Raw genomic sequence first — 12,069 nt, 5'->3', positions numbered from 1 at the left:
TAAGGCCGTCTGAAGGGTTTTCAGACGGCCTGTATCAATAAGCTCGTTTTAAAACGAAATTAGTGCAAACCTTGGATAAAGTTGGCTACTGCGTTCAACTCTTCTTCGCTCAGGCGGTTGGCAATATCGGCCATGATGGCGTTTTTGCGTTGGCCGGATTGGTAAGCTTTCATTTGCTCGACAACGTAAGCTTTGTGTTGGCCGCCCAGACGAGGATAGGCTTGGATTTCAGTACCGCCGCCTGGGATACCTGCGCCGCTAGGACCGTGGCAAGACATACATGCCGGCAGTTTTTTAGCGCTCAGGCCGCCGCGATAGATTTTCGCGCCCAACTCTGGGTTTTCTTTAGGATTGGCTTCGCCCGGTTTGCCTTGTTGTTTGGCGTAGTAGGCGGCAGCGTCGCGGATGTCTTGTTCGGACAAATTCATCACCATCGGTTTCATCACGCCGGCAGCACCGTGGGTACGGGTACCGTCTTTGATGGCCATGGTTTGGCCGTAGGTGTAGGCCGCAGCCTGACCTGCCAGTTTAGGATAAGTTGCGATACCGCTGTTACCATCGGCTGCGTGACACGCCGCACAGATAGTAGTCGCTACCTGTTTGCCTTTTTCAGCATCTGCTTTAGGGGCAGCGGAAACCGCGCCGGCAGCCAATACCAAGGCCAATAAAGTCAATCGTTTCATGGAGTGCTCCTGATTACAGCATTGCGTACCGCGTCAATGCCTTTTTTATACTCAAATACCGGGGAATTTTCCCGATTAAAACCGATAATTCTATAAACGTGCTATTCTATACCAAGTTTACATTAAATTACTACTCAAATTACCAAACTGCTGCAACATAAATGCCCGATACAAATTATGATGTTGCAGTTTTGTTTCCATGCAAGGAAATACTAATGAACCTTTTTCAAAACGCCAAATTCTTTACAACGGTCAACCATCTGAAAGACCTACCCGACACGCCAGCCGAGATTGCCTTTGTCGGCCGAAGCAATGCCGGCAAATCCAGCGCCATCAATACTTTAACCAATCATGTGCGCCTTGCCTATGTTTCCAAAACACCGGGACGCACCCAACACATCAATTTCTTTGAACTGGAAAACGGCAATTTCATGGTCGATTTGCCCGGCTACGGCTACGCGCAAGTACCGGAGGCCATCCGTACGCACTGGGTCAAACTCTTGGGCGACTACCTGCAACAACGCCGCCAACTGATCGGCCTGATTTTGATTATGGACTCGCGCCATCCGCTCAAAGCTTTAGACATTCAAATGCTGGACTTTTTCCACATTACCGGCCGTCCTGTGCATATCCTGCTGTCAAAAGCAGACAAGCTATCTAAAAACGACCAGATTAAAACGTTGGCCGCAGTAAAAAAATCACTCAAACCCTACACCGAACGCCAAAAAATCAGCGTTCAATTATTCTCCAGCCTGAAAAAACAAGGCATGGACGAAGTCAATCAAGTGGTCGGCTCATGGTTTGACGCGCATTGCAAAGAAATCGAGAATTTTGCAGGCGAAACATAGCCTGAGTGATTGTAAAACAAGGCGGGATGAAATGAGTTGACCAACCGCAAATCTTATTCCGTCATTTGGTTTCTCACCATCGCATTTACCATTTAATCCGGGGGCATGTCTCACACATGCCCTTTTTTCATCACACTTTTTTGTTTTCACATGCAAACCACAATCTGCGCCAAATATGCCATCACAACATATCAGCAAGGCCGTCTGAAAGCGCGGCTTCGATCTCCATTATTAAAGTGTTAATTTTAGTATTGCAACCCATTACACATCTTAGCGTTTTGCTCATATTCAGCTAATTGTTGAGGCATAGAATGCATTCATCGTTCAACAACACAGTAGGAAAGAAAATTATGAAACGCATTAACGCTTTTATTTCAAAAAAACTCATCATTGCCGGTATTATTACTTCAAGTTTGGGCGTTGCCGGTGCAGCAGGTACCATGGCTTTCAAAGAAGGTATGTTTGCAAAGGTTTCCGGCCAGCAAGCAGCCGCAGCAGCGGTAGCAGAAGTGGGTGGCGTCGTTAAAGATGTCGATTACAAATACAAACAACATTTGGGCGGCCGTTACAAAGTAGAAATCTTGAAAGACGGCGTCGAATACGAAGCTTTGGTTGATGCTCAAAACGGCAAAGTATTGGCAGTAGCACAAGATGACGATCAAGACAAACGACACTTTGGTAAACATGATAAGCATCATAAACATGATAACTATGACAATGCCGAGCCCTCTTCATCGCAAAATACAGATTATCAGGCTCCTGCAGATGCTGCACCTGGCACACCTGAAAATGCAACCGCTTCCGAGGTAACAAAATCTTAATTTAAACTTTAAAAAAGCCAATGCCGTCTGGAACTTTCAGACGGCATTGGCTTTAATGCAGCATTGTTTGAAACACAGCTTCTATCAAGCCCAATCGTTTTCAGACGGCCTTTGCCTCATCTTCGCCATCAGTCCAACCCGCTTCTTTCAATTTCCGCCGTTGCGCGTCATAGCGTGCTTTTTCCGCCCAATACATTGTCTGGATACAGGCATCGCCGCACTCGCTGCCGCAACATTCCCACGACTCGGGGCGGACAGGTTCATCTAAAAGCGGCTCGCCCAAGATGGCTTCGGCTTTATTCTTCAGGGTCGTATCCATCAGCAATTTCCAAGCGTGCGCCGTCAAATTCAATCACTTCGCCGCCGCGTATTTTGGCGGTCTTACGGGTTTCGGTTTCGCCGTTACGCAACACCAGCCCTTCGGCGATAAACGCTTTTGCCTGTCCGCCGCTTTCGGCTAGGCCGGCCAGTTTCAACAGGTCGCATAAAGCGATGTATTCATTGTCTTCAAGATAGACTGTTGCTTCCATCATTCAATCCTTTTCAATAAGGGCGATATTTTAACATGGCCGTCTGAAAGAAAGCCCCCTTCTGTTTTATTTGCTTTATCCAAACTCATTACATTTGGTTTTCAGACGGCCTTTAGCTGCCAACCCTGCTACAATACGCCTTTTATTGTTCACGCCGATTTTGCCATGACCGAGCCGACCTACATCCCCCTGCGCCTGCATACCGAATTTTCGATTACCGACGGTATGGTGCGGATTAAAAAACTGATTGCCAAAGCGCAGGAATATGGTTTGCCTGCTTTGGGCATCAGCGATTTGATGAACGAATTCGGTTTGGTGAAATTCTATAAAGCCTGCCGCAGCGCGGGGATTAAGCCCGTCGGCGCGGCAGATGTATGGATAGGTAATCCGAATGCGCCCGACAAGCCGTTTCGCGCCATGCTGATTATCCGCAACGATGCGGGCTATCTGCGCTTGAGCGAGCTTTTGACGGCGGCTTATGTCGGCAAAGACCGCAATATCCATCATGCGGAACTTAATCCCGAATGGCTGGAAAGCGGCGACAACAGCGGCTTGATTTGCTTGAGCGGCGCGCATTACGGCGAAGTGGGCGTGAATCTTTTGAACGGCAACGAAGACGCAGCGCGTGCGGCGGCGTTGAAGTATGCGGCGTGGTTTCCCGATGCGTTTTATTTAGAGCTGCAACGCCTGCCCGAACGCCCCGAATGGGAGGCTTGCGTTTCCGGCAGCGTGAAGCTGGCGGAGGAACTGGGTTTGCCGGTGGTAGCAACGCATCCGACCCAGTTTATGAGCAGCGATGATTTCAACGCACACGAGGCGCGGGTATGTATCGCTGGCGGCTGGGTATTGACGGATAAGAAACGTCCGCGCGATTTTACGCCGAGCCAGTTTTTCATTCCACCGGAAACCATGGCCGAACGTTTCGCCGATTTGCCTGAAGCCCTAGAAAACACGGTAGAAATCGCCAAACGCTGTAATCTGCACATCACATTGGGCAAAAACTTTCTGCCGCTCTTCCCTACTCCGGACGGCCTGTCGCTGGATGATTATTTGGTGAAACTGTCCAACGAAGGCTTGCAAGAACGCATGGTTCAGCTTTATCCCAACGAAGCGGAACGCGCAGAAAAAATGCCGGAATATCAGGAACGTTTGGATTTTGAGCTGAACATCATCATCCAGATGAAATTCCCCGGCTATTTCCTTATCGTACAAGACTTTATTAACTGGGCGAAAACGCACGGCTGTCCGGTAGGACCGGGCCGTGGTTCGGGCGCAGGTTCGCTGGTGGCGTATTCGCTGAAGATTACCGACCTCGACCCGCTGAAATACGCGCTGCTGTTCGAACGTTTCCTAAACCCCGAACGCGTTTCCATGCCTGACTTCGACGTGGACTTCTGTCAGGCAAACCGCGGCCGCGTGATTGAATATGTGCGCGAAAAATACGGCGCGGAAGCGGTCAGCCAGATTGTGACTTTCGGCACGATGTCGTCCAAAGCGGTCATCCGAGATGTGGGGCGCGTGCTGGAACTGCCGTTTATGCTGTGCGACAAACTGTCCAAGCTGATTCCGTTGGAAGCCAACAAACCTCTGGGGCTGGACGATGCAATGAAGGCCGAGCCGCAAATTCAGGAATTAATCGAAGCGGAAGAAGCGGACGAACTGATTACGCTGGCGAAAAAGCTGGAAGATTTGACGCGCGGTCTGGGTATGCATGCGGGCGGCGTGTTGATTGCGCCGGGCAAGATTTCCGATTACAGCCCCGTGTATCAGGCGGACGAATCCGCCTCGCCCGTATCCATGTACGACAAGGGCGACGTGGAAGACGTGGGTTTGGTGAAGTTCGACTTTTTGGGTCTGCGCAACCTGACCATTATCGAAATGGCGCAGAACAACATCAAAAACACCACAGGCGATATCGTCGATGTCGGCAAGATTCCGCTCGACGACCAAGCCGCCTACCAAATCTTCCGCGATGCGAACACCACCGCCGTCTTCCAGTTCGAGTCGACCGGCATGAAAAAAATGCTGAAAACGGCGCACACCACCAAGTTTGAAGAACTCATCGCCTTCGTATCGCTCTACCGCCCCGGCCCGATGGATAACATTCCCGACTTCGTTGCGCGCATGAAAGGTCAGGAATTCCAATACATCCACCCGCTGCTAGAAGGCATCCTCGCGCCAACCTACGGGATTATGGTGTATCAGGAACAAGTGATGCAGGCGGCGCAGATTATCGGCGGCTACTCGCTCGGCGGCGCGGACTTGCTGCGTCGTGCCATGGGTAAGAAAAAACCTGAAGAAATGGTGAAACACCGCGAAATCTTCGCCGAAGGCGCGGCGAAACAAGGCATTTCGCGCGAAAAATCCGACGAAATCTTCAACTACATGGAAAAATTCGCCGGCTACGGTTTCAACAAATCCCACGCCGCCGCCTACGCTCTGATTTCCTACCAGACCGCATGGCTCAAAGCCCATTACCCCGCCGAATTTATGGCGGCAACCATGTCGTCTGAATTGGACAACACCGACCAGCTCAAGCATTTCTACGACGACTGCCGCGCCAACGGCATCGAGTTCCTGCCGCCCGACATCAACGAATCCGACTACCGCTTCACGCCGTATCCGAACATGAAAATCCGCTACGCACTCGGCGCGATTAAAGGCACGGGCGAAGCCGCCGTCGAATCCATCATCGCCGCGCGGCAAAGCGGCGGCAAGTTTACCGGCCTCTTGGACTTCTGCGAGCGCGTCGGCAAAGAACACATGAACCGCCGCACCCTCGAAGCCCTGATACGCGGCGGCGCGTTCGACAGCATCGAACCCAACCGCGCCATGCTCTTGGCGAACATCGACCTCGCCATGAACAACGCCGACCAAAAAGCCGCCAACGCCAATCAGGGCGGGCTTTTCGACATGATGGAAGACGCCATCGAACCGGTGCAGCTCATCGATGCGCCCATGTGGAGCGAATCGGAAAAACTCGCCGAAGAAAAAACCGTCATCGGCTTCTACCTCTCCGGCCACCCGTTCGGCCCATATGCCCAAGAAGTCCGCCAAATCGCCCCGACCAAATTAGGTCGTCTGAAACCGCAAGACAGCGTGCGCCTCGCCGGATTCGTGACCGCCGTGCGCACCATGATGGGCAAGCGCGGCAAAATCGCCTTCGTCAGCCTCGAAGATTTGAGCGGGCAGATTGAAATCATGGTCAGCGGCCAGACGCTGGAAAACTGCGCCGACTACCTCAAATCCGACCAAGTGCTGATTATCGAATCCAAAGTCAGCCGCGACGACTACGGCGGCGGCGACGGACTACGCATCATGGCAAACCAAGTCATGACCCTGCAAATGGCGCGCGAACGTTACGCCCGCAGTCTCAGCCTCGCCCTCGCACCCGGCCACGACATAACACGCCTCGCCACCATCCTCACCGCACACCGCCTGCCCGACACGTCGCACATCCCGCTGCAACTGTCGTACAGCAACGGCAAAGCATCGGGCAAATTGAAAATTGCGCCCAAATGGATGGTAACGCCAAGCACCGCCTTGTTTGACGAACTGGAAACATTGCTCGGCAGCAGGGCAGTTCGTGTGAATTGGTAAAACTAAAGGCCGTCTGAAACTACACGTTCAGACGGCCTTTAATTTAAAAAGCGCTTTAAAAACATAAATCAATATTCGGCTTTCAGACGACCTTATTGTATAGAACGGTTATCTGAAAAGTTTATTGCATAAAGCCTTTGACCAATAAGGAAAGATAGCCCACAACAAAGGGGAGCGACAATGCCGAAACAATGTCAAGCACCCAGTAAATACATTGGTTTAATACAGTTTTTGAGGCGGTAAGCCACAGCAGTTTTAAATATAGGGCAAACCAAACAAAGGGAGTGAAAATACACCCCCTTTTTCTATAGAAGCCCCATATTAAAGGCCGTCTGAAAAACAGTTTTATTTAACGATTTCAACAGGGCCGTGGTCGTCGCAATGGTCGCCGTGTTGGTGGTGCAGACGGCCGTTGACGATGTAGTCGACGTGATCGCCGTGCGGTACGGCTTCGTGGCCACAACCTTCGCTGTGAACGTGGCCGTGGCAGGTGTCAACCGGATGGCAGCCGTCAGGATTGGTTTCATTGACACTCAGAGCATGCTCGTCGTAGTGGCCGTTGTGCTCATGGTGCAGGTGCCCGTCGTGCAGATAATCGACGTGGCCTTCGTGTTTGATGGCAGTGTGTCCGCAGTTTGCGCCGTGGACGTGGTCATGATGTTCGTGGGTTTTGCAGGTCATTTTTTCTCTCCTAATGTTCAGTGAATAGCAATCTTTCTCGATTGATTCTTTCATCTTATCTTTTTCTGATACAAACATAAAAAATTTTACAGTTATTAATATATTGTTACGATATATCATCTGTTGATATATCAGCCTATTTTATTTCTTCAGACGGCCTTTCATTTATAATTCATTTATTTTCAGCGAGAACTTCAAACCCTTCCGACCATTCAAAATATCGAATTTTTCAGCCGTAACAGGTAACATAGAAACAAAGGGATGGGTTCTTCAAACAAACAGGTACTGCAATGGGAAAACAAGCCAGACTTTATATGGTTCGCAGCACTCAAGGTGTGCTTTATGACGTATTTTTCGAGCGCGGCGTGGCGGCGTTGGCTTGGCCCATGCTGGCAGAAGCGGCGGCAAAAGGTTTTGGCCGTGAGGAGCTGACGGATATTTACCGTTCGGCCGTGCCGGATGTGAAATTGAGAACGGCGCAATCGGGCGCGGCCCAAATGTGGCGGTTTGTCAACGAATTGGCTGATGGAGATGGCGTACTGACCTACTCGCCTGCTTTGCGCCGTTATCGGGTCGGCAGGATTACAGGCGGAGCGGTGCATTGTCCGCAATGGGATGATGAGAAAATGTCGCTGGTGCGGCCGGTTGAGTGGCTGGGCGAAGTATGCCGCGACGATTTGAGCGTGGCAGCACAACGGGCTTTGGGCAGCGTGGCAACTTTGTTTGCGGTATCGGAAGCGTGTGCGGCAGAAATTTTTGAACGCGTGGGTTTTCAGACGGCCTAAAAAGGGAAAGGAAACAGCATTATGTGGAACACCATACAGGAATGGCTGAACGCTTTGCCTGTCAGCGAAGAAATCATCAAATCGGCTTTGATGTCGGTATTGATGATTGTGGCCGTCATTGCCGGACGCAGCATTTTGCTCTCGGCGCATTTTCGCAGCCATCCGGATTTAAGCATTGAAAACAAACGCCGTTCGCTGGTGGTCAGCCGCAACATTACCATGCTGCTGCTCTTGTTCGGGCTGGCGATGATTTGGGCGGCGCAGATTCAAACTTTGGCGTTGTCAATGTTTGCGGTAGCCGCAGCAATTGTGGTGGCGACCAAAGAATTGATTATGTGTTTGTCCGGCAGCATCCTGCGCTCGGTAACCAAACAATATTCCATCGGCGACTACATCGAAATTAACGGCCTGCGCGGACGGGTGGTCGATATCAATATGCTGAACACGCTGATGATGCAAATAGGCCCAAATCCGTTGATTGGCCAGCTTTCCGGCAAAACGCTCTCGTTTCCCAACAGCTTACTTCTGAGCCACACCGTGCGCCGCGACAATATTTTGGGCGATTATGTGATTCATACGGTGGAAATTCCCGTGCCGATTCATTTGGATTCGGACGAAATCATAGGCCGTCTGAAAGACGTTCTTGAGCCCTTGTGCGAGCCTTATGTCCCTGCCATCAAACAGCATTTGGAAAACGTGCAAACCCAAAAATTGTTTATCACGCCCGCCGCCCAGCCGCGTGTATCCCGCGTGCCACATGACGATAAGGTGTACAACATCATCGTGCGCTTTGCCTCGCCCGTAGTCAAACGCTTGGAAATCCAACAGGCGGTTTTGGACGAATTCTTGCGCACGCAATACCAATTAATCAATAAATTAAAATAGCCAAGTTTATATAAACTATCAAATCCCTTACAATACCCAAATTCACAATCAACAATAAGGAAAAATCATGTTGCCCGAATCAGCTCTTGCCGAAATGTACCCCGTCATTATGACCCCCAGCCATGACGGCAAATATTTCCACAACTACACCCTCTCGCTTCTAAACATCGTCCACACCAACGCCTCGCACGGCCTGCCGCTTCAAGTAATGATGCAGCGTGGCGAAAGCCTGATTACGCGCGCGCGCAACAACTGCGTGGCTACATTCTTAGAAAACAAAGAATGGACGCATTTATTCTGGATTGACTCCGACATCGGCTTTTCTCCCGATTCATTCTACCGCCTGCTTTTGGCAGACAAAGATGTTGTGGCAGGCATTTATCCGCTCAAATGCGAGAATTGGCCTGAAGAAGGCGTTCCGGCCGGCACGACACAAGCCGACTTCGAGCGCATGTACACTTCTTATACCGTCAACACCAGCGAAAAAAATGAAAACGGTGAAATCGTACTGAAAGTCGATGAAGACGGTTTTATGAAAGTTCATGATGCGCCAACCGGCTTTATGGTTATCAAGCGCAGCGTATTTGAAAAAATGATGGCAGCCTACCCCGAGTTGAACTACATCTCCGACAGTGACTATAACAGAGAAGACAAAGGCCTACACTACCGATTCTTCGACTGCATGGTTGATCCGGAAAGCAAACGCTATCTGTCCGAAGACTACACCTTCTGCCACCTCTGGCGTCAAATCGGCGGAGAAGTGTACGTCGACGTACAATCCAACCTGACCCACCAAGGCGCAAAAGTGTATCGCGGCTCGTTTGCCGAATCCCTGCAAACCAATATTGCCAATGCCGTATTTGCCCCGAAAGGCACGCCGATGCGCCTCGAACTGGCTGCACCGTTGCACGCCAATCCGCGCGGCGCAGAATAAGATTGGCCGACAGGCAGGCGGGACACTTTAATTCTGCCTGTCTGCCACCATATAACGCCTATCGTTTTCTTTTCAGACGGCCACAAGGCCGTCTGAATCCATCTTATTCAGGAGAAACCATATGAGCGACAACGTCCTGCTCCACTTGGGCGAAGAACCCCGTTTCGACCAAATTAAAACCGAAGACATCAAACCCGCCCTGCAAACCGCTATCGCCGAAGCGCGCGAACAAATCGCCGCCATCAAAGCGCAAACGCATACCGACTGGGCCAACACCGTCGAAAAACTAACCGATATTACCGAACGCGTCGGCCGCATTTGGAGCGTGGTTTCCCATCTCAACTCCGTGGTCGATACGCCCGAGCTGCGTGCCGTATACAACGAATTGATGCCTGAAATCACCATTTTCTTCACCGAAATCGGTCAAGACATCGAGTTGTACAACCGCTTCAAAATCATCAAAAATTCTGCCGAATTCAACACCCTCTCCCAAGCGCAGCAAACCAAGCTCAACCACGACTTGCGCGACTTCGTCCTCAGCGGTGCCGAATTACCGCCCGAACAGCAGGCAGAACTGGCGCAACTGCAAACCGAAGGCGCGCAACTGGGTGTCAAATTCGCACAAAACGTCCAAGACGCGACCGACGCTTTCGGCATTTACTTTGACGATGCCGCGTCGCTTGCCGGCATCCCCGAAGACTCCATCGCCATGTTTGCCGCCGCCGCGCAAAGCGAAGACAAAACAGGCTACAAAATCGGCCTGCAGATTCCGCACTACCTCGCCGTTATCCAATACGCTGACAACCGCGAACTGCGCGAACAAATCTACCGCGCCTACGTTACCCGTGCCAGCGAATTGGCTGACGAAGGCAAATTCGACAACACGGCCAACGTCGAACAAACGCTTGCAAACGCGCTGAAAACCGCCAAACTACTCGGCTTCAAAAACTACGCCGAGCTGTCGCTGGCAACCAAAATGGCGGATACGCCCGAACAGGTTCTGAACTTCCTGCACGACCTTGCCCGCCGCGCCAAACCGTTTGCCGAAAAAGACTTTGCCGAAATCAAAGCCTTTGCGCGCGAGAGCCTGAATATCGAAGATCCGCAATCTTGGGATTTGAGCTACGCCGCCGAAAAACTGCGCCAAGCCAAATACGCCTTCAGCGAAACCGAAGTGAAAAAATACTTCCCTATCAGCAAAGTATTGGCAGGCCTGTTTGCCCAAATCAAAAAACTCTACGGCATCGAGCTGGCTGAAAAAACCGTCCCCGTTTGGCACAAAGACGTGCGCTATTTTGAGCTGAAACAAGACGGCCAAACCATCGGCGGCGTTTACATGGACTTATACGCACGCGAAGGCAAACGCGGCGGCGCATGGATGGACGGCTATAAAAGCCGCCGCCGTTTCGCCGACGGTACGCTGCAACTGCCGACTGCCTACCTCGTCTGCAACTTTACCCCGCCTGTTGGCGACAAAGAAGCGCGTTTGAGCCACGACGAAATCATCACCCTCTTCCACGAAACCGGCCACGGCCTGCACCACTTGTTGACCCAGGTTGACGAAGTGGGCGTATCCGGCATCAACGGCGTCGAATGGGACGCGGTCGAGCTGCCTAGCCAATTCATGGAAAACTTCGTTTGGGAATACGACGTATTGGCGCAAATGTCCTCGCACGAAGAAACCGGCGCAGTATTGCCGAAAGAGCTGTTCGACAAAATGCACGCGGCCAAAAACTTCCAACGCGGTATGTTCCTCGTTCGTCAAATGGAATTTGCCCTCTTCGACATGGAAATCTACCATCAGGAAGATGAAGGCCGTCTGAAAGAATGGCCGCAAATCTTGGACAAAGTGCGTCAAGAAGTCGCCGTAACCCAGCCGCCGGCATACAACCGCTTTGCCTTAAGCTTCAGCCACATCTTCGCCGGCGGCTACGCCGCAGGCTATTACAGCTACGCATGGGCGGAAGTTTTGAGTGCAGACGCTTACGCCGCTTTTGAAGAAAGCGACGATGTTGCCGAAACCGGCCGCCGCTTCTGGAAAGAAATACTGGCCGTCGGCGGTTCGCGCAGTGCAGCAGAATCCTTCAAAGCCTTCCGCGGCCGCGAACCAAGCCTGGATGCCCTACTCCGCCACAGCGGTTTCGACAACGCTGCTTGATTTGAAAATCCGCCGTTTTAATTGCTGATTCAACGCTAAAGGCCGTCTGAAATGTTTCAGACGGCCTTTTTATAATCCATTCAATATGTTCAGCAAAACAAATATAAAACCATTCAGCCGATAAAACCACCCAGTGCGGAACGT

11 protein-coding genes are annotated in these 12,069 nt (G+C 51.3%); 7 read left to right on the top strand and 4 right to left on the bottom strand.

Features of this window, described 5'->3' with window-relative positions; genetic code table 11:
- Positions 1-59: 59 nt before the first annotated feature.
- Positions 60-683 carry a cytochrome c gene (locus tag O3660_RS03170; RefSeq protein ID WP_003684518.1) on the bottom strand — a complete coding sequence of 208 codons (624 nt, stop codon included), beginning with the start codon at positions 681-683 and terminating at the stop codon, positions 60-62.
- A 215-nt stretch (positions 684-898) separates the two neighbouring features.
- Between O3660_RS03170 and yihA the strand changes: the two genes are divergently transcribed.
- Together yihA and O3660_RS03160 are read left to right on the top strand one after the other, a co-directional pair.
- Positions 899-1,531 (top strand): ribosome biogenesis GTP-binding protein YihA/YsxC, encoded by a 633-nt coding sequence (yihA, locus tag O3660_RS03165; RefSeq protein WP_049350779.1) that lies wholly within the window; start codon positions 899-901, stop codon positions 1,529-1,531.
- Between the two features lie 350 nt (positions 1,532-1,881).
- Complete coding sequence (locus O3660_RS03160) at positions 1,882-2,352, top strand: PepSY domain-containing protein (protein ID WP_318250423.1); 471 nt, start codon at positions 1,882-1,884, stop codon at positions 2,350-2,352.
- A 100-nt stretch (positions 2,353-2,452) separates the two neighbouring features.
- On the opposite strand, the gene O3660_RS03155 is transcribed toward O3660_RS03160, so the two are convergent.
- Positions 2,453-2,671 carry a hypothetical protein gene (locus tag O3660_RS03155; protein WP_049350781.1) on the bottom strand — a complete coding sequence of 73 codons (219 nt, stop codon included), beginning with the start codon at positions 2,669-2,671 and terminating at the stop codon, positions 2,453-2,455.
- Entirely contained in the window at positions 2,649-2,882 is a 234-nt protein-coding gene (locus tag O3660_RS03150; RefSeq protein WP_002221492.1) for an RNA-binding S4 domain-containing protein, read from the bottom strand. The genes O3660_RS03155 and O3660_RS03150 overlap by 23 nt, the downstream gene beginning before the upstream one ends.
- Positions 2,883-3,047: 165 nt before the next feature.
- Here O3660_RS03150 and dnaE point away from each other — a divergent pair, with 165 nt between their 5' ends.
- Positions 3,048-6,482 (top strand): DNA polymerase III subunit alpha, encoded by a 3,435-nt coding sequence (gene dnaE, locus O3660_RS03145; RefSeq protein ID WP_049350782.1) that lies wholly within the window; start codon positions 3,048-3,050, stop codon positions 6,480-6,482.
- 345 nt (positions 6,483-6,827) lie between these two features.
- Here dnaE and O3660_RS03140 read toward each other — a convergent pair whose 3' ends face one another.
- Positions 6,828-7,163 carry a hypothetical protein gene (locus tag O3660_RS03140; protein ID WP_049350783.1) on the bottom strand — a complete coding sequence of 112 codons (336 nt, stop codon included), beginning with the start codon at positions 7,161-7,163 and terminating at the stop codon, positions 6,828-6,830.
- Positions 7,164-7,453: 290 nt separating this feature from the next.
- Between O3660_RS03140 and O3660_RS03135 the strand changes: the two genes are divergently transcribed.
- The 4 genes from O3660_RS03135 (at position 7,454) to O3660_RS03120 (ending at position 11,925) form a co-directional block, all read left to right on the top strand.
- Positions 7,454-7,948 (top strand): restriction endonuclease, encoded by a 495-nt coding sequence (locus tag O3660_RS03135; RefSeq protein WP_049328318.1) that lies wholly within the window; start codon positions 7,454-7,456, stop codon positions 7,946-7,948.
- 21 nt (positions 7,949-7,969) lie between these two features.
- Positions 7,970-8,833: a mechanosensitive ion channel family protein gene (locus O3660_RS03130; protein WP_049350784.1), complete on the top strand. Its 864-nt coding sequence runs from the start codon at positions 7,970-7,972 to the stop codon at positions 8,831-8,833.
- Between the two features lie 67 nt (positions 8,834-8,900).
- Positions 8,901-9,767: a hypothetical protein gene (locus O3660_RS03125; RefSeq protein WP_371464547.1), complete on the top strand. Its 867-nt coding sequence runs from the start codon at positions 8,901-8,903 to the stop codon at positions 9,765-9,767.
- A gap of 121 nt (positions 9,768-9,888) precedes the next feature.
- Positions 9,889-11,925, top strand: a complete 2,037-nt coding sequence (locus O3660_RS03120) for a M3 family metallopeptidase (RefSeq protein ID WP_049350786.1) — start codon at positions 9,889-9,891, stop codon at positions 11,923-11,925.
- The last annotated feature ends 144 nt before the right edge of the window (positions 11,926-12,069 follow it).

Origin of the sequence: Neisseria sp. 27098_8_139 (assembly GCF_041433195.1) — a bacterium.
GTDB lineage: Bacteria > Pseudomonadota > Gammaproteobacteria > Burkholderiales > Neisseriaceae > Neisseria > Neisseria subflava.
The sequence above is the reverse complement of the archived record's forward strand: the minus strand, read 5'-3'. Positions and strand labels throughout refer to the sequence as shown.